Here is a 16,187-nt window from a genome sequence, read left to right on the forward strand (position 1 = left end):
CTTTAGATCGCCCGTTTATTGAGGCTCAAGTACTGATCGAGAAACGCCCCGATGCCGTCTTCTTCGTTCGTGCCGGTGATGTGATTGGCGACGTCCTTCAATTCGTTGATCGCATTCCCCATAGCAACGCCTACTCCGGCATAGTCGATCATTTCAAGATCATTATCCTCATCACCAAATGCGATAATCCGGTCCTGCGGAATGTGGAAATAGCGGGAGATCTTATCCAGGCCGACCGCCTTGTTCAGCCCTGCCCTTACGATTTCGATTACGTGATAGGGAGCGCCCCATTTGCGGTGGTCGATCAGCGCAGCGTGTTCATCCAGTTCCGCACGGATCGCTTTAATTTTTTCCTCTTCCGGATGAATGAGAATGGAAGTCGGGTCATCTTTCAAGTTGGCCTGCAGACGCCCGACCGTAATCGGATCATTTTTCGTCTGGAAAATGCTCATAATATCTTCGTCATATTGGTCAAGGTATACTTGATCCTTCACTTCCGCCAGGATGTTTTTGACGCCCAGTTCCTGGCAGGTATGAATGATTTTATGTGCGGTGCGGATCCCTAAAGGAGAATGGATCGCATCCCAGCGGTGGTCGGAAGGATGGTGAATCAGGGCCCCGTTGAAATTGACCATCGGTGTTTCCAGTCCAAGTTCATGGTAGAAATCGATGCTTGCTCTGTGTGGACGGCCTGTAGCGATGACAACGATGTGCCCCTGATCCATGGCCTTTTGAACGATGCCCTTCGTTTTTTCACTGATTTTTTTCTCGTCAGTCAAAAGAGTACCGTCTAAATCCAATGCAATTAAATGCTGTTTCATACTATTCACCTCATTTTGTATGTATAGTTTATCGGTCAGGTAATGGATTGTAAAGAATATCCTCCTTGATGACCTAACACTTTCCAATCAAGAACCGCAGTGTTACGATAAATTATAGACCGTTTTTATTAAACATGCCTTAAGGCCAAGTAAAGATTATCAGAAAGGAACCAGCCGCAATGATAGGGATATACCGTAATTCATACAAAAACGTACCAGCACTTACCATTGTAGATACAGAAAAACAGGACCAGCCGCTCCCTGTATTCATTTATTTTCACGGCTTCACAAGTGCAAAGGAGCACAATCTTCCACAGGCTTATATGCTCGCGCAGAAAGGCTTCCGTGTAGTTCTGCCGGACAGCGCCTTTCACGGAGAGCGGGAAGAGGACCTTTCAAAAAAGGAACTGGATATGAAGTTCTGGGACATCGTGTATCAAAACCTGAAGGATCTGCAGGATCTGAAGGATGAACTTGACCGCCTTGATCTGATTCTTGACCGTCGTATCGGCGTAGGAGGCACATCCATGGGTGGAATCACGACAAGCGCAGCTTTGACGATGTATCCATGGATCCAGGCGTCAGCAGTCATGATGGGGTCACCGAAAATTGTGGATTTTGCAGAGCGTACCATCAAAGGAGCGGAGAAGGCAGGTCTTCATGTGCCTCTAAGTCAGGAGGATCTGGATGAGATGTATGATTCCCTGGCAGGCATCGACCTTTCCAGACAGATGGATAAGCTGTTTGGACGGCCGCTGTTCTTCTGGCACGGGGATGCCGATCCAGTTGTGCCGTTTGAGCATTCGTACGACTTCTATAATGAAGCGATCAAACAGTATAAAAATCCAGAAAATATCCGTTTCCTGAGAGAAGTGGGACGGGACCATAAAGTGAGCCGGTTCGGAATGGTTGAAATGGTCAATTGGCTGGAACTTGTGCTGTAACAGCGGGATTATTTTATTATCTCCAATATTTTGTTTATAATAGAGTTTGAAATACTGTAAAGGGGGAACTTAAGTGAGTACAACTGCATTGGAAGAAAACGCAATGGGCGCCCTTGAGAATGTCATTGACCCGGAACTCGGCATTGATATTGTCAACCTCGGTCTTGTCTATGGTGTTGATATAGAAGACAACGGAGACACAAAGGTGACAATGACCTTGACTGCCATGGGCTGCCCGCTCGCAGGACACATTGAGCAGGACGTTAAGCGCGCACTTGCTGATCTGCCTGAATTGAATGAGATTACCGTAAACATTGTTTGGAATCCACCTTGGACGAAGGACCGCATGAGCCGTTATGCGAAAATCGCTCTTGGAATTCCGGATTGATGAAAGGTGAGGCCCCTGCCGTATGAAATGCGGCAGGGTTTTTTACATAAGTGAAGCATTTGGGTTGGGGTAGGGAAAGCCTGCCGTGCCTGCTCGTGAATACGAGAGGGAGGGAACGACATGAATGAAGCCCCGGTTTTCCAAATCGTCGGGTATAAAAACAGCGGAAAAACATCCCTGCTCTCCGATTTGATTGCATTCGGAGCAGAGCGTGGAGAAAAAACTGCCGCCATCAAGCGTCACACCCATGAAGAACCATTGAAGGTGATGCATCATGAAACAGACAGCTGCCGCCTTCATGAGGCGGGTGCCTTTATGACAGGAGTCGACAGTCCCGGACGTTTTCAGCTTGAGTTGTCCCATCAAGAGGTCTATACGCTCGACAAGCTTATTTTTTTATACCGCCAGTTTGATCCGGATTTAATTGCTGTGGAAGGGTATAAGAACGAAGCCTACCCGAAAGCTGTCATCATAAAAAGGGAAGAAGATCTAAAACTTCTCGATCAGCTGCACAATATCCAGCTGGTCATTACATGGAATGAAGCGGTGACCGTGGATGTTCCTTTTCCAGTGATAGCACTGAAAGACTGGAGAAAGCGTCTGTCGGAGGTCTATCGTCTAGCGAAAGGGGAGGAGAGACGTGAACAGTAAAAAAGTATGGGTGACCGATGAACCTTTGTCTCCCGGTGATATTATTGCCATGGTGACGCGAAGGGATGCAGGGGCAATCAACACGTTCATAGGTACGGTCCGTGAGTTTACAAAAGGGAAAAGAACACTGCATTTACACTATGAGGCGTACCCATCCATGGCAGAAAAGAAGCTTCAGCAGATTGCTGACGAGATAGAACAGCAGTGGCCGGGCACAACAACGGTGATGGCCCACCGCACAGGCCGCCTGGATATCACGGATATCGCTGTTGTGATTGCTGTTTCCACCCCGCACAGGGACGCTTCCTATGCGGCAAGCCGGTATGCCATCGAACGGATCAAGGAAATTGTTCCGATTTGGAAGAAAGAACACTGGGAAGATGGCGAAGAGTGGATCGGGAATCAGAAGGAAACCAAACCTGGAGTGCCGACGAAGGAGGAAAGCCGATGAATCAGCTGTTGTTTTTTGCCGGCTTGAAAGAAGCCGCCGGTACGGAAAACGTTGATATGGATCTTGCCGGCTTGACGGTGGAGGAAGTGAAAAAGAAGGTCTTTGAAGTCTGCCCAAGTGACCAGCTTCAAACAAGTATGGTCGCGGTCAATGAAGAGTTCGCCGGCCGGGAACATAAAATTGAAGAAGGCGACACGATTGCCTTTCTGCCTCCTGTCAGTGGAGGGTGAAAACCGCCCCTCCATTTGAGAGGAGGGGAACGAGAGCTCCTGAAGACGTTGACCATTTCTACAAAATAAAGAGGCGTTTCACATCTGTGTGAAACGCCTCTTTTACACTTATAAGAATAAAACGACAAGTCCGCCGACGATGAAGCAGTAGAAAGCGAAGTATTTTAAGTTTCCCCGCTCCATAATGTTCATGAACCAGCGAAGGGAGTAATAGGAAGCGACTACCGAACCGGCAAAGGCGACAACATAGGCAATCCACGTACCTGTAGAACCGCCGGCATCCGCAATGACATCATCCATCGAAAGAAGCATCGTCCCTAAGCTGACAGGGATGAACAGAAGAAAAGAAAAGCGCAGCGCGGTTTCCTGTTTCATGCCAAGGAACATAGCCGCAACAATGGTCGCTCCTGACCGGCTGATACCGGGGATCAAGGCAACCGCCTGTCCCATACCAACGATGAGCGCATCCTTCCATGTCATCTGCCCGTCGCCTTTTCTGCCTTTCATGTTACGGATGAGCCATAAGGCGATTCCTGTAATGATCAGTGTGATTCCAACCGTCTGAACACTGGATAAGGTTTCAATCGCATCTCCAAGTAAAACGCCGAGAACACCTGCAGGAATGGTTCCGATAAACAAATACAGGACGAAATCAAAATCATCTTTCTGCCGGCTGTCTTTTGTCATGATGTAGCCGATGCCGTTTCTGAACAAACGGATCAGATCTTCTCTGTAAATAATGAGGACGGCGACAAGAGAGCCGAAGTTTACGAGAACCTCAAAGGTGAGCCCCTTCAGGTTTAAACCGAGCAGCTCCTGTACGATAACGAGGTGTCCGCTTGATGAAATCGGGATGGGTTCGGTAAACCCCTGGAATATCCCGAGAAATAAGTATTTAATAATCAGCCATATTTCTTCCATGTTTTTCTCCTCCTACCCAGATCAACCATAGCTTTATCCACTATATCGTTGATTGATTTTTATGTACAATCGGTCTATTTATTCATATCCTCAGCTGTTCAGACACATAAAAACGCTGCCATCCGAAGATAGCAGCGTTTTGGCTCAAGCTTCGTCCTTGATCAGACCGTCCCCAAGTACAACAGCGGCTAATGTGAAAAGAATGGTCATCACAATCACCTGGCTGAAAGCGAAACTGCCTCCGGCCATGTTGCTGATCACATACGCTGACATAAAACTTAATACAAAAGCCCATAGAATTGTCCATATCATCCGCATCGTTACTCACCTCATTTACGCAATCTATTTCTATAGTAGCAGAATGTCGAAAAAAAAGAAATATGAAATCGCTTCATGAAAAGACATCAGGTGGAATAGGATGTAGGAAGATAAAGAAGGAGTGATTTTCTATGCTTGTAACCGTCCAGCCGTGCTTTCACTGGATTGGATTTCATATCACATCCTATCTTCTTCAGGAAGGCGTGGAAGTGATCGGGATCGATCCTATTGAAACGAATCAGAGTGATTTCTTATATATGTATGTCGGCCGGAATAGTAATTTTCAGCACTTTTTCCAAAGGGAAGATAAAGAAAACCACGTGCAGGGGACAGAGAAGGAAGCCTCTGTGGAATATGTCGATCATCACCTCCTTGTCCGGAAAAACGGAGAAACGCTCTGGGTGAAACTTCCCGCCCTGTATGGTGAATGGATGGATCTTCAGCGATTTGGTATTCAGGACACGGAGCAGTTGAAATCATGGATCAAGAAGAAAGAAGCGGTGTATATCGGAGACTTCTTGAACGACTTATCCAAGAGCCTTTTAGGCAATCAGCCTTTTCAGCTTTCCGGCCATGTCGAAGATGAGGAATTGATGGAACAGCGGATCGAAGCCGTCTTTCACAGCTGGCAGCTCCTTTGTTGACCCCCTGCTCCCGCGGCATAGCGTTCTCTTTGAAAAAGATGTAGAATATAGGGATAGACTAGCCGCAGGGGTTTAGGAGTGCATACCGTTGAAAAATCGAGTCATCATGATTCTGCTTCTGATTGTTTTTCTAGCTGGCTGCCAATGGTTCCCTGGATATGAAAAAGACGTCGATGTCGGCCTTCTCGTGGAAACTTCGATTGACGATCAATCCTGGGGACAGCAGGGGTACCGGGGGCTGCAGGCAATTCAGGAAGAGTATGGGGTGGATATCTATTATAAAGAAGAAATCCGCAGCTACCAGCAATCGGCGGAAGCTGTGGAAGCGCTTGTTCAGCAGGGAGCCGAGGTGATTTTCGGACACAGCAATATCTATGGCAGTTACTTTCGTGAACTGCATCAAGCGTATCCTGAGATTGATTTCATATACTTTAACGGGCAGTTTGCCGCAGAAAACGTAACGAGCCTGAACTTTGATGCAAGGGCGATGGGGTTTTTCGGAGGCATGGTCGCCGGTGAAATGACGAAGGCGGATCAAGTTGGTTTGATCGGTGCTTTTGAATGGCAGCCCGAGGTGGAAGGATTTTATGAGGGTGTGAAATATCAGAATCCGGAGGCTGACGTCGATGTGGCTCTTTTGAACAGCTGGGAAAACACTGAACTTGCTCTTATGCAGTATGAAAGAATGAGGGACAAGGGAGCTGACGTTTTTTATCCGGCGGGTGATTTGTTTGCGGTGCCCATTATCGAACAGGCGAGGGATGATGGCCGTCTTGCAGTCGGTTACTTGGAAGACCAGTCCTCCATTGCTGCTCAAACGGTTTTGACGAGCACGGTTCAAAACGTTGATGAAGTATACAAATTGGCTATGGAACGTTATTTCAACGGAGACCTTCCCGGAGAAGCACTTACCTTTGATTTCAGTGAAGGAGCGATTACGATGGGGGAATTCAGTCCTGTCGTTCCGGAAGAATTCCAGGAGAATCTGGAAGCGGAAGTGGAAAACTATAAGGAAACGGGCACGCTCCCGCAGTGAAAAAAGACTTTGAGGCATCTGCCTTCAAAGTCTTTTTTCGTTCATTTCTTAAATTTATCCATAAACGGCTTCATCATTGGAGAAATGGATTTCCATGTTTTCGAAGCTTCCTGAAATAAGTCAGGGAAGTGGAGGGAAGACTCCTTTTCCTTATCTTCCTTGTTATCTTTATTGTTGAATCCCCAGAAATCATCAAACGGGGATGATTTACGCTTGGTCATTCATGATACACCTCCTTATTTCTACAATATGAGCAGGAACGCCGGCCATGTGGGCGGCTTTTTAATACGGTTGGAAATATCATGATTTTTTGAAAAGGGGAGGAGATGGCGGTGTGCTTGCAGAAATGTTCTGTATGAATTAGAATTAGTACCAAGTCATAAGAATTGATATTAGATATTACCTTTAAGGGGATGAACATATGAAGGCAGGATTCTTAGGAATAGGACACTACACGCCTGAAAAAGTATTGACCAACAAAGATATGGAGAAAATAGTAGATACAAGTGATGAATGGATCCGGACGCGGACAGGAATTGAAGAGCGCCGCATCGCTTCCGATGATATGGACACTTCTGACCTTGCTGTCCGCGCCTCTCAGGAAGCTTTGAAGGATGCTGGTCTGGACATTCAGGACATTGATATGATCCTTGTAGCCACCGTCACTCCTGACACGCCTTTCCCTTCGGTCGCCACCGTTCTTCAGGAAAAGCTTGGAGCGAGAAAAGTGGCCGCTATGGATTTGAGTGCGGCCTGTGCAGGGTTCATGTACGGTGTCATAACAGCGAAACAATTCATTGAATCAAACGCTTATCAGAATGTACTCGTTGTCGGTGTTGAGAAACTGTCTAAAATTACGGACTGGAGCGATCGTAATACGTGTGTTCTTTTCGGGGACGGCGCGGGTGCAGCTGTGATCGGTCCTGTCAGTGAGGACAAGGGGATTCTTTCCTTTGAGCTTGGCTCTGACGGATCAGGCGGCCAGCATCTATATCAGAAACCCGAGGCAAAACTTCAGATGAATGGTCGGGAAGTATTCAAGTTCGCAGTTCGTCAAATGCCGGAATCATCCGTGAACGTGGTTAAAAAGATCGGCTTAAGTGAACAGGATGTCGATTACCTGGTGCCTCACCAGGCCAACATTCGTATTATGGAAGCGGCCCGCCAGCGTCTTGGGATACCAGAAGAGAAAATGTCTACAGCCGTTAAACGTTATGGAAATACCTCTTCTGCTTCAATTCCGATCGCTTTGTCAGAGGACGTGAAGGCAGGTAAAATTAAAGATAATGATCTCGTAGTTCTTGTCGGATTCGGCGGTGGTCTCACATGGGGCGCCGTAGCTCTTCGATGGGGTAAGTAACCAAGGAGGAATTTTCATGGATAAACAACGTGTCGTCATTACTGGAATGGGAGCCGTAACTCCTGTCGGTAATACAGTGGAAGATATGTGGAACAGTATAAAAAACGGCGTTTCCGGTATCGGAGAAATCACAAAAGTAAATAAAGACGATTACCCGGTGCATGTCGCTGCGGAATTGAAGGATTTCGACCCTTCCAAGTGGGTGGATCGTAAAGATGCGCGCCGTATGGATCCATTTGTTCAATACGCCATGGCTGCTTCTCATATGGCCGTCGAAGATGCCGGCCTTGAAATCACAGAAGAAATTGCGCCGCGTACCGGTGTGTGGATCGGATCCGGTATCGGAGGCATGGGAACGTATGAGTCCCAGTTTGAGACTTTCCAGCAGAAAGGATACCGTCGTGTCAGTCCATTCTTCATCCCGATGATGATTCCGGATATGGCTGCGGGACAGGTGTCGATTTCTCTCGGTGCGAAAGGGATCAACTCCTGTACGGTAACGGCCTGTTCTTCAGGTGCCAACTCGATTGGAGATGCCTACAAGGTCATCCAGCGTGGAGACGCGGACATTATGATTGCGGGTGGTACGGAAGCACCAATGAACAAAATGTCCTTCGCAGGGTTCGCATCCGCCCGTGCACTGTCCTTAAATGAAGATCCACAAACAGCAAGCCGCCCGTTTGACCAGAACCGTGACGGTTTTGTTATGGGTGAAGGTGCCGGGATTCTCATTCTTGAGACATTGGAATCTGCGAAAAAACGCGGAGCGAAAATCTACGGCGAAATCACAGGTTACGGCTCGACAGGAGATGCGTATCACATTACGTCTCCAGCCCCGGAAGGCGAAGGCGCATCAAGAGCTATGCTTCAAGCCATCGGTGATGCCGGCCTGAAACCCGAGAATATCGATTATTTGAACGCTCATGGAACATCTACAGAACTGAATGATAAATTTGAAACCCATGCGGCGAAGACCGTATTCCAGGATTATGCCGGAAAACTGGCGATTTCTTCTACAAAATCGATGACCGGTCACCTGCTGGGAGCCGCTGGTGCCGTTGAGGCGGTTATTTCATTGAAAGCGATCAATGATGGCATTCTGCCTCCAACGATTAATTATGAAACACCGGATCCGGAATGTGATCTGGATTATGTACCGAACGAAGCCCGTCACCAGGACGTGAACACGGTGATGAGTAATTCCCTCGGTTTCGGCGGACATAACGTCAGTCTGATCTTCCAAAAATATCAGGATTAATAAAAAAGAGTCCGGTGTGTCGTTATGACACACCGGACTCTTTGTCTTCTTCGAAAAATTCTTCCAACGTCTGAGCGGTCTCTACAAAATCATGATTCAACACGAGGCCGACCGGATAGTCCTTGCGTTCATTCCACACGTTATCATTTGTTGGAACACTCATCATGTCAATGCTCCCGGAAGATTGGAAAAGGATATCCTTCCCGGCATTCAGGATGCTTGTTCCACTTAGATTGGTGTCGATGTAAGGCTGGATGGATCCGACGAGGCGGGGAGCTTTCAAAACGCCCTGCACAGACAGTAGTTCGTCCTTCAAAATTTGAATCACCTTCTGCTGCCGCTCCACTCTGCCAAAGTCTCCCGAAGCATCACTACGGAAGCGGACATAGCCAAGCAGTTCATCTCCGGATAAAATCCGGCTTCCCTGCTCGAGGTCAATGTTGGTTGAGCCGTCCCCGGACGTATACTGCATATCTTTCTCTACGTCAATTTCTACTCCGTCAGGGGAGAGGGTGTCCACAATTTCGGTAAAACCGTTAAAATCTATGATCGAATAGTACTCGGCTTCAATACCGAAGTTTTCAGCGATTGTTTCGCGGAGGAGCTCAGGTCCGCCGATGGCAAAAGCGGCATTCAATTTGTTTTTGCCGTGACCTGGAATGTCCACATACATATCTCTCATCAATGAAACGATCTTCGTACTCTGCGTCTTTTTATCATACTGAGCGAGCATCATCGTATCAGTCCGGGACACTTCCGATCCTCTCTGGTCAATACCCAGAAGGAGAACCATCATTTGGTCATCCCCATTATCGACACCTTTAAATTCATCTTTATAGAGGCTTTCCGTCGTTTCTGAGAAGGCATTCTCGGCCGATGCGGTCTGGTTATTGAGAGAACGGTGCTTGCCGGCTAAAAATTCGTAAGCGGTATAACTGCTGAAGGCCAGCAATATAAAAGCGAACAGGGCGATTATCCCCTTGCGTCTGCGGCGTTTATTCCGTCTTTTCCGCAAGGAACGGGAATTACTCAAACCTCATCATCCTTTCAAAGTAGAAACGTACCTGATAAATAATGTACCTGTTAATGGAAGAGTTGTAAAGACTGGGATTTCTCAGTATTTCCGCGCATTTCCAGAAGATTTTCTTCATAAGATAGCTGTAGGAGGACGAGCCGGGAGGAGGCTGCCTGTGTGGTATTGGTTATTGCTGTTAACCGGTTTCGGTTTTGCTGTGGCTGGAGGGACGATCACCATCACCTATTTGAACTTTGTTCCCGCAGGTCTCAGCTGGATTGAATTTTTCCTGCTGATCCGAACCCGCCTGGAATGTTACTTGTTTCCTCTTGGGATTCTACTCATCACGACGGCCCTGATTTTAATGGATGATTAATTTTCTAAAATATGGATTGAAAGAATAAAAAAGCCAGTAATGGTCATAATGTAACCAAAAGAGATCACTGATTGAAAGTGAGGGTCCGTAATGTTATACATGCATGATCTATGGGTGAACTGGTTTGAAGGTGAAGAGAACGGGTACAATGTGTGCCGATTCCATGAGTGGAGGAAAGAAGACGGCATTGAATTGATCGATCAGATTCCACTTTTGTTTGTGAATGATGAGCTGTTTCATTTTATTGAAAACGATCTTCAGGATCTGCCGCCGGCACTGCTTCAGGATATCCACCGGAAGACGTATATGAAAAAGAACCAGGAGCGGCAGACCGTGGAGTATGCTGCGGTTGTGACAAATGGAAAGGATGTCGTCGTTTTTGACACGATCGGCTATACCCTCCCGGTCAAGAAGAGCCGTCTGATTCCAAGGCAGGAACGTCTTGTTTTTGAAATGGTTCAGGGGAAAATGCCGGAATCCTATTATATGGATAAAAACATTTTGAAAGAGCATCATATTTTATCCCTGGACCCCCGTAAAATGGCCGGCTTAACCCGCAGGGAACGGCAGTTGAAGCAGCTGCTTATGATGGCGCTTGATCAGCTGAAGAATTCGGACCATCCTGAGGAAGTACGTTACTGGCTCACGGAATGGGATCCGGGGCAGTATGCGTCCATCAAGCAGTTCAGCGTACAGGAAGCCTGGGACCGTTTGTATAAAGGGACATGCAGCGGTTGGTCAATGGTTCATGAAGAATTATGTAAGAAGATGGTTAAAGGACAACCATTTTTTGAAACCATCTGGCATGGAGAGAATGAACGCGTTTCCCAACATATGAACAGCCGGAATTGAGAACACTCAATTCCGGCTGTTTTTGATTTTATTTCTTTTTCACTCTTCCAAGGCCCATAGCTTTTTTCGCTTTCCGGATCATCTTCCCGGCTTCATAAGACGCTTTGTCAGCACCTTGATCAAGAATATCATCCAGTTCTTCAGAGTCAATCAGGCTTTCATAACGGTCCTGGATCGGTTTGAGAACAGCAATGACCGCTTCCGCTACCCCCTGCTTGAAGTCGCCGTACCCTTTTCCTTCATATTTCTTTTCCAAATCGCTGATGGAAACACCGCTGCAGGCCGATTCAATGGTAAGCAGGTTGGAGACCCCTGGTTTGTTTTCCTTATCGTATTTCACAATTCCGTCCGAATCGGTCACTGCGCTTTTCACTTTCTTCAGGATTTTTTTCTCGTCATCCAGCATTGAAATGAAGCCCTTCTGGTTCTCGTCGGATTTACTCATTTTTTTCGTCGGGTCCTGCAGGGACATAATCCGGGCTCCTGCTTTAGGAATGCGCACTTCCGGAATCGTAAAAATGTCATTGAATTTGTTGTTGAAGCGTTGGGCCAGGTTTCGTGTCAGCTCCAAGTGCTGTTTCTGGTCATCGCCGACGGGTACGATATCCGTTTTATAAAGAAGGATGTCAGCAGCCATCAAAGGAGGATACGTCAGGAGGCCGGAGGAAACGCCGTCCTTACCTCCGGAGGCAGACTTATCCTTGAACTGTGTCATTCTTTCCAGTTCCCCGATGTAACTGATACTTTGGAGCATCCATCCAAGCTGAGTGTGTTCAGGAACTTCAGACTGGATGAACAAGGTCGCCTTGTCCGGGTCAATGCCGGAAGCCAGATACAAAGCAGCGAGTGAACGGATGTTCTTTCTAAGTTCTAAACGGTCCTGCGGAACGGTAATGGCATGCTCATCTACTATACAGAAATAGCAGTTGTTCTCATCCTGAAGCTCTGTAAAGTGTTTCATAGCCCCGATATAGTTACCGAGCGTCAATGTTCCACTCGGCTGAATACCGGAAAAAATCGTTTTTGTCATCTTTTTCACCTCTGGTTTAGTTTATAAGTAAGAAAAGCAGGAATATAAAAAAGCCATCCATCCCTTCCTTGTGGAAGGGACGAATGACCGTGGTGCCACCCTTATTACTTTCGTTTACACAAACGAAAGTCTCTCGAATCGTTAACGCCGATGCTACGTCTATCAGAAGCTCCGAAGTCCCAGTTCCCGTTCATGCCCTCAGCTGTTCACAGCAGCCACAGCCTCTCTGGAGAGGGGAGATGAACCGTACTTAATCTTCTTCCCAGCTTTTCATCTTATGTTTGAAGTAATTTTGTATTATAGCGTAACACCGGCATTTCCGCAAGTAGCTATAGAAGATAGTAAATGAGAAGTAAAATAAGTAAACCCACCATCAAGATAAACCCATGGAATAAGAAGAAGCGCGGCCAGGAGCCGCTGATACTCTTAGAAGGAAGGGGCTTATCCTGCCAGTCGTCCATATAATCCCCGTTTTTACTCATTCTATTGGTAAAGCGCCGGAACCCATAGGTGATTCCATCGAAAAACCCACCGCGGGTCACCCACGCAATCAATCCGATCCCTAAATAGAAGAAGGACAGGTAGAAGAGCTGGTTAATGTAATGATATAGATTGTAAACAGGGGCGAGGATGATAAATAATAAAGTAGCGGCCGCCAGATTAATACCGGTCATCCTCCATTTATTTCTCATGATGCTCACAAGGTCTCCACCTTTCTGACAAACTCACCCATCATTATAGCATGGAGAGCACGTATGAAGGCAGAGTAAAGTTGTTAATGAAACAGAATATTTAATAAACATAAAATAATGTATAAATCATACATGGGCTTTAGCGTAGAACTGCGCTAAACAACACATACTTATCAATGCGTCCCTTTTTTTATACAGAAAGGCTAATATTTACTAGAGTTTATTCCAAAGTCTTTGTAAAATAAACTAGGTATTTAGTTTTATTTTGTGTTAATGAAACGTAATAATGATGGGAATTTGGGAATTTTCATGAAAAAAAGGTAATGCAAAATAGTTAGAAAACTTGTATAATTCGATATGTGGACAAAATACCACAATAATTTCTTGAAAATTTTTAGGGGAGGTCATTTTCAAAGATGAAAAAGACAAATTGGCTGCTGCTGGTCCTGGCACTGGCACTAAGCATGTTCCTCGCAGCATGTTCCGGCGGATCGGACGAGTCGTCTGATTCTGCAGACAGCGGGGACTCATCAGACACAGAAGGTTCTTCTGAAGCTTCAGGGGAACAAGTACTTAGCTTGATGGATACAGCGGATATTCCAACAATGGATGCTTCGCTTGCAACAGACGCTGTTGCATTCCAATGGCTTGGATCTACGACAGACGGTCTTTACCGCCTGGGCGAGAATGGTCAACCCGAGCCTGGTATTGCTAAAGAACACGAAGTAAGTGAAGACGGTTTGACTTGGACATTCACTCTTCGTGAAGACGCTGTTTGGTCAAACGGCGATCAGGTAACTGCCAACGATTTCGTTTACGCGTGGCAGCGTGCTGTAAACCCTGATACAGGATCTGAATACGGTCCATATATGATGGGTGGAGTAATTGCTAATGCAACGGCTGTAGCTGACGGAGAAGTTCCTCCGGAAGAGCTTGGCGTTAAAGCGGTAGATGACTACACATTTGAAGTTACACTTGAAAAGCCGATTCCATACTTTGAGTCTATGACGACGTTCGGCACGTTCCTTCCAATGAACGAGAAGTTCGTTGAGGACAAAGGTGAACAGTACGCGCTTGAATCCGAAAACCTTCTTTCCAACGGACCATTTGTAATGACGGAATGGAGTCACGGGGAAGGCTGGACGCTTGAAAAGAATGAAGACTACTGGGATGCAGAAAATGTACAGCTTGAAGAAATCAATGTAAAAGTTGTTAAAGAAACAGCTACAGGAGTAAACTTGTATGATACAGGTGAAGTTGACCGCGTTAACTTGACTTCTGAGTTTGTTGATCAATACCGTACTTCTGATGAATTCAGTGTGAAGGAAGAGCCGACTCTTTTCTACCTGAAGATGAATCAGGAAAGCGATATGCTGAGCAACGTTAAAGCACGTCAAGCGGTTCAGATGGTTATCGACCGCCAAAGCATGATTGATGTTATTTTGAATAACGGTTCTGTTCCAGCAGGCGGCGATGTTCCTGGAAACTTCGCGAAACACCCTGAAACAGAAGAAGATTTCCGTGAAATCAACGGAGAGCTTGTAGAAACAAATGTTGAGGAAGCGAAGAAGCTTTGGAACGAAGCGAAAGAAGAAGAAGGTATGGATTCTGTAGAGCTTGAATACCTTGGCGGTGACACAGAAACAGCCCTTGAAATGGACGCATACCTGAAAGATCAGCTTGAGCAGCTTGAGGGACTGACGGTTAAAGTAACGTCTGTACCATTTAAAGAGCGTATCGAGCGCGACAAGAACATGGAGTATGACTTCCAGAATGCTGGATGGGGTCCTGACTACATTGACCCGAACACATTCCTGAACATGTGGGTGACCGATGGTGGTAACAACCATACCGGTTATTCCAGTGAAGCGTACGACGGCATGATTGAAAAAGCGAATAACGAACTTGCACAAGAACCAGTTGAGCGCTTCGAAACTTTCCTAGAAGCAGAAAAACTGTTGATTCAAGAGGATGCTGTTCTGGCTCCACTTTATCAGCGTGCACAGGCTCAACTTTGGAAGCCGTATGTTAAAGGTGTCATGGCTCAGCCAATGGGTCCTGATTACACGTACAAATATGCTTATATCGAAGGTGAATAATTGAGGGATTCCAACCACATATAGGCTTGCTTAATAGGGAAGAGAGTATATGTCCAACGAGTTGGCGTATGCTCTCTTTTTCCCTGTCAACCTATTATTCTGATTATAAACAACTTTCAGTTAATTCAGGCAATAAGAAGAGACTGTGGTTTATCTAATGGAGGTGTTCAATATGACTCGTTATATTATTCAACGGCTTATTTACTTGGTTATAACGATGATCTTAATTGCTACCTTAACGTTCTTCCTGATGAAGTTTTTACCAGGTACTCCCCTAAGTGCTGCAGATAAATTATCAGAAGAACAACAACAGGTAGTTTTGGAAAAGTATGGCCTGGATGATCCAGTGCCGATTCAATATTTCAATTATATGGTTAATCTTGTACAGGGAGACCTGGGTATTTCCTTCCAGTTCGATAACCGTGAAGTTTCAACAATCATTATGGAAAGAATCGGCCCGTCCATGCAGCTTGGCGTGCAGGCGATGGTGATTGGGGTCATTCTGGGAATGCTTTTAGGCTTGGTTTCTGCAATCTACCATAACGGATTCATGGATTACACGTCCACCTTTTTAGCTGTGCTGGGTCAGTCCATTCCGTCCTTTGTATTCGCTGGACTCTTGCAGTTTTATATTGGCGTTAAGTTCGGCTGGTTTCCAGTTGCCTTGTGGGAAGGCTGGGAGTATACTGTTCTACCAACCGCTTCGTTGGCCATCTTCCCAATTGCAATTGCTGCCCGCTTTATGAGAACAGAAATGCTTGAGGTAATGGGTTCCGATTATATCGTGACTGCCCGTGCCAAAGGGGTCAATAAATTCGGTGTCGTATTCAAGCACGGTCTTCGTAACGCCTTGATCCCATTGATTACGGTTTTAGGCCCATTGGCGATCAGTTTGATGACAGGTTCTTTGGTTATTGAGAACATCTTCGCCGTACCTGGAATCGGTGAACAGTTTGTAAAAGCGATTAATGTGAATGATTACCCAATCATTATGGGGACAACATTGCTGCTATCTTTCATGTTCATCATTATCATCCTGGTCATCGACCTGCTTTATGGAGTCATTGATCCTAGAATCCGACTGGCAGAAGGAGAGTAGTC

The 16,187-nt window shown here is 46.2% G+C and carries 20 protein-coding genes and 1 other annotated feature; of the genes, 13 read left to right on the forward strand and 7 right to left on the reverse strand.

All coding sequences use genetic code 11. The features are described from left to right. Nucleotides 1-2: 2 nt before the first annotated feature. The gene (locus tag ACXAJH_RS15930) at nucleotides 3-821 is read right to left on the reverse strand and encodes a Cof-type HAD-IIB family hydrolase (RefSeq protein WP_474909132.1); all 819 of its coding nucleotides are present in this window, start codon (nucleotides 819-821) and stop codon (nucleotides 3-5) included. A 179-nt stretch (nucleotides 822-1,000) separates the two neighbouring features. Between ACXAJH_RS15930 and ACXAJH_RS15935 the strand changes: the two genes are divergently transcribed. From ACXAJH_RS15935 to moaD, 5 genes are all read left to right on the forward strand, one after another. Next, complete coding sequence (locus tag ACXAJH_RS15935) at nucleotides 1,001-1,765, forward strand: alpha/beta fold hydrolase (RefSeq protein WP_474909131.1); 765 nt, start codon at nucleotides 1,001-1,003, stop codon at nucleotides 1,763-1,765. Nucleotides 1,766-1,868: 103 nt separating this feature from the next. Next, nucleotides 1,869-2,153: a metal-sulfur cluster assembly factor gene (locus ACXAJH_RS15940; protein WP_035531397.1), complete on the forward strand. Its 285-nt coding sequence runs from the start codon at nucleotides 1,869-1,871 to the stop codon at nucleotides 2,151-2,153. Nucleotides 2,154-2,273: 120 nt separating this feature from the next. Further along, nucleotides 2,274-2,804 (forward strand): molybdopterin-guanine dinucleotide biosynthesis protein B, encoded by a 531-nt coding sequence (gene mobB / locus ACXAJH_RS15945; protein ID WP_474994531.1) that lies wholly within the window; start codon nucleotides 2,274-2,276, stop codon nucleotides 2,802-2,804. After that, a complete protein-coding gene (locus ACXAJH_RS15950; RefSeq protein ID WP_474994533.1) occupies nucleotides 2,794-3,255 on the forward strand; it encodes a molybdenum cofactor biosynthesis protein MoaE in 462 nt (153 codons plus the stop codon). Before mobB ends, ACXAJH_RS15950 begins: the two co-directional genes overlap by 11 nt. Next, a complete protein-coding gene (gene moaD / locus ACXAJH_RS15955; protein WP_474967850.1) occupies nucleotides 3,252-3,485 on the forward strand; it encodes a molybdopterin converting factor subunit 1 in 234 nt (77 codons plus the stop codon). Before ACXAJH_RS15950 ends, moaD begins: the two co-directional genes overlap by 4 nt. 108 nt (nucleotides 3,486-3,593) lie before the next feature. Here moaD and ACXAJH_RS15960 read toward each other — a convergent pair whose 3' ends face one another. Together ACXAJH_RS15960 and ACXAJH_RS15965 are read right to left on the reverse strand one after the other, a co-directional pair. Further along, nucleotides 3,594-4,406: an undecaprenyl-diphosphate phosphatase gene (locus tag ACXAJH_RS15960; RefSeq protein ID WP_474994535.1), complete on the reverse strand. Its 813-nt coding sequence runs from the start codon at nucleotides 4,404-4,406 to the stop codon at nucleotides 3,594-3,596. Between the two features lie 144 nt (nucleotides 4,407-4,550). Next, nucleotides 4,551-4,724, reverse strand: coding sequence for a DUF2929 family protein (locus tag ACXAJH_RS15965; RefSeq protein WP_084162939.1), 174 nt, complete (start codon nucleotides 4,722-4,724; stop codon nucleotides 4,551-4,553). A 131-nt stretch (nucleotides 4,725-4,855) separates the two neighbouring features. On the opposite strand from ACXAJH_RS15965, the gene ACXAJH_RS15970 reads away from it, so the two are divergent. Next, on the forward strand, nucleotides 4,856-5,368 hold the full coding sequence (locus tag ACXAJH_RS15970; protein ID WP_474994536.1) for a hypothetical protein: 513 nt from the start codon (nucleotides 4,856-4,858) through the stop codon (nucleotides 5,366-5,368). An 88-nt stretch (nucleotides 5,369-5,456) separates the two neighbouring features. Further along, nucleotides 5,457-6,404, forward strand: coding sequence for a BMP family ABC transporter substrate-binding protein (locus ACXAJH_RS15975; protein WP_474967853.1), 948 nt, complete (start codon nucleotides 5,457-5,459; stop codon nucleotides 6,402-6,404). 41 nt (nucleotides 6,405-6,445) lie between these two features. On the opposite strand, the gene ACXAJH_RS15980 is transcribed toward ACXAJH_RS15975, so the two are convergent. Further along, on the reverse strand, nucleotides 6,446-6,625 hold the full coding sequence (locus ACXAJH_RS15980) for a hypothetical protein (RefSeq protein WP_474967854.1): 180 nt from the start codon (nucleotides 6,623-6,625) through the stop codon (nucleotides 6,446-6,448). Nucleotides 6,626-6,825: 200 nt separating this feature from the next. Between ACXAJH_RS15980 and ACXAJH_RS15985 the strand changes: the two genes are divergently transcribed. Then, the gene (locus ACXAJH_RS15985) at nucleotides 6,826-7,764 is read left to right on the forward strand and encodes a beta-ketoacyl-ACP synthase III (protein ID WP_474967855.1); all 939 of its coding nucleotides are present in this window, start codon (nucleotides 6,826-6,828) and stop codon (nucleotides 7,762-7,764) included. A 16-nt stretch (nucleotides 7,765-7,780) separates the two neighbouring features. Next, complete coding sequence (fabF, locus tag ACXAJH_RS15990; RefSeq protein ID WP_474967856.1) at nucleotides 7,781-9,022, forward strand: beta-ketoacyl-ACP synthase II; 1,242 nt, start codon at nucleotides 7,781-7,783, stop codon at nucleotides 9,020-9,022. A 22-nt stretch (nucleotides 9,023-9,044) separates the two neighbouring features. On the opposite strand, the gene ACXAJH_RS15995 is transcribed toward fabF, so the two are convergent. Next, nucleotides 9,045-10,055: an LCP family protein gene (locus ACXAJH_RS15995; protein ID WP_474967857.1), complete on the reverse strand. Its 1,011-nt coding sequence runs from the start codon at nucleotides 10,053-10,055 to the stop codon at nucleotides 9,045-9,047. 157 nt (nucleotides 10,056-10,212) lie between these two features. Between ACXAJH_RS15995 and ACXAJH_RS16000 the strand changes: the two genes are divergently transcribed. Both ACXAJH_RS16000 and ACXAJH_RS16005 read left to right on the forward strand, forming a co-directional pair. Then, nucleotides 10,213-10,413, forward strand: coding sequence for a YuzI family membrane protein (locus tag ACXAJH_RS16000; protein ID WP_160834913.1), 201 nt, complete (start codon nucleotides 10,213-10,215; stop codon nucleotides 10,411-10,413). Nucleotides 10,414-10,503: 90 nt separating this feature from the next. Next, nucleotides 10,504-11,265, forward strand: coding sequence for a DUF3603 family protein (locus tag ACXAJH_RS16005; protein ID WP_474967858.1), 762 nt, complete (start codon nucleotides 10,504-10,506; stop codon nucleotides 11,263-11,265). A 28-nt stretch (nucleotides 11,266-11,293) separates the two neighbouring features. On the opposite strand, the gene trpS is transcribed toward ACXAJH_RS16005, so the two are convergent. Then, nucleotides 11,294-12,295: a tryptophan--tRNA ligase gene (trpS, locus tag ACXAJH_RS16010; RefSeq protein ID WP_474967859.1), complete on the reverse strand. Its 1,002-nt coding sequence runs from the start codon at nucleotides 12,293-12,295 to the stop codon at nucleotides 11,294-11,296. A 72-nt stretch (nucleotides 12,296-12,367) separates the two neighbouring features. Beyond that, nucleotides 12,368-12,568: a binding site (T-box leader), on the reverse strand. Nucleotides 12,569-12,624: 56 nt separating this feature from the next. Beyond that, nucleotides 12,625-12,987: a DUF3899 domain-containing protein gene (locus tag ACXAJH_RS16015; RefSeq protein ID WP_474970363.1), complete on the reverse strand. Its 363-nt coding sequence runs from the start codon at nucleotides 12,985-12,987 to the stop codon at nucleotides 12,625-12,627. 416 nt (nucleotides 12,988-13,403) lie between these two features. On the opposite strand from ACXAJH_RS16015, the gene ACXAJH_RS16020 reads away from it, so the two are divergent. Both ACXAJH_RS16020 and opp3b read left to right on the forward strand, forming a co-directional pair. Continuing rightward, on the forward strand, nucleotides 13,404-15,086 hold the full coding sequence (locus tag ACXAJH_RS16020; protein ID WP_474967860.1) for a peptide ABC transporter substrate-binding protein: 1,683 nt from the start codon (nucleotides 13,404-13,406) through the stop codon (nucleotides 15,084-15,086). Between the two features lie 172 nt (nucleotides 15,087-15,258). Further along, complete coding sequence (gene opp3b, locus ACXAJH_RS16025; protein ID WP_474967861.1) at nucleotides 15,259-16,185, forward strand: oligopeptide ABC transporter permease; 927 nt, start codon at nucleotides 15,259-15,261, stop codon at nucleotides 16,183-16,185. Nucleotides 16,186-16,187 lie beyond the last annotated feature (2 nt).

It is taken from the genome of Halobacillus sp. ABD4_316, from assembly GCF_056161385.1.

Bases quoted from the DNA above. Each gene is read 5' to 3' on its own strand.
- ACXAJH_RS15930 (WP_474909132.1), bottom strand. From the start codon at position 821: ATGAAACAGCATTTAATTGCATTGGATTTAGACGGTACTCTTTTGACT.
- ACXAJH_RS15935 (WP_474909131.1), top strand. From the start codon at position 1,001: ATGATAGGGATATACCGTAATTCATACAAAAACGTACCAGCACTTACC.
- ACXAJH_RS15940 (WP_035531397.1), top strand. From the start codon at position 1,869: ATGGGCGCCCTTGAGAATGTCATTGACCCGGAACTCGGCATTGATATT.
- mobB (WP_474994531.1), top strand. From the start codon at position 2,274: ATGAATGAAGCCCCGGTTTTCCAAATCGTCGGGTATAAAAACAGCGGA.
- moaD (WP_474967850.1), top strand. From the start codon at position 3,252: ATGAATCAGCTGTTGTTTTTTGCCGGCTTGAAAGAAGCCGCCGGTACG.
- ACXAJH_RS15960 (WP_474994535.1), bottom strand. From the start codon at position 4,406: ATGGAAGAAATATGGCTGATTATTAAATACTTATTTCTCGGGATATTC.
- ACXAJH_RS15965 (WP_084162939.1), bottom strand. From the start codon at position 4,724: ATGCGGATGATATGGACAATTCTATGGGCTTTTGTATTAAGTTTTATG.
- ACXAJH_RS15970 (WP_474994536.1), top strand. From the start codon at position 4,856: ATGCTTGTAACCGTCCAGCCGTGCTTTCACTGGATTGGATTTCATATC.
- ACXAJH_RS15980 (WP_474967854.1), bottom strand. From the start codon at position 6,625: ATGACCAAGCGTAAATCATCCCCGTTTGATGATTTCTGGGGATTCAAC.
- ACXAJH_RS15985 (WP_474967855.1), top strand. From the start codon at position 6,826: ATGAAGGCAGGATTCTTAGGAATAGGACACTACACGCCTGAAAAAGTA.
- fabF (WP_474967856.1), top strand. From the start codon at position 7,781: ATGGATAAACAACGTGTCGTCATTACTGGAATGGGAGCCGTAACTCCT.
- ACXAJH_RS16005 (WP_474967858.1), top strand. From the start codon at position 10,504: ATGTTATACATGCATGATCTATGGGTGAACTGGTTTGAAGGTGAAGAG.
- trpS (WP_474967859.1), bottom strand. From the start codon at position 12,295: ATGACAAAAACGATTTTTTCCGGTATTCAGCCGAGTGGAACATTGACG.
- ACXAJH_RS16015 (WP_474970363.1), bottom strand. From the start codon at position 12,987: ATGAGAAATAAATGGAGGATGACCGGTATTAATCTGGCGGCCGCTACT.
- ACXAJH_RS16020 (WP_474967860.1), top strand. From the start codon at position 13,404: ATGAAAAAGACAAATTGGCTGCTGCTGGTCCTGGCACTGGCACTAAGC.
- opp3b (WP_474967861.1), top strand. From the start codon at position 15,259: ATGACTCGTTATATTATTCAACGGCTTATTTACTTGGTTATAACGATG.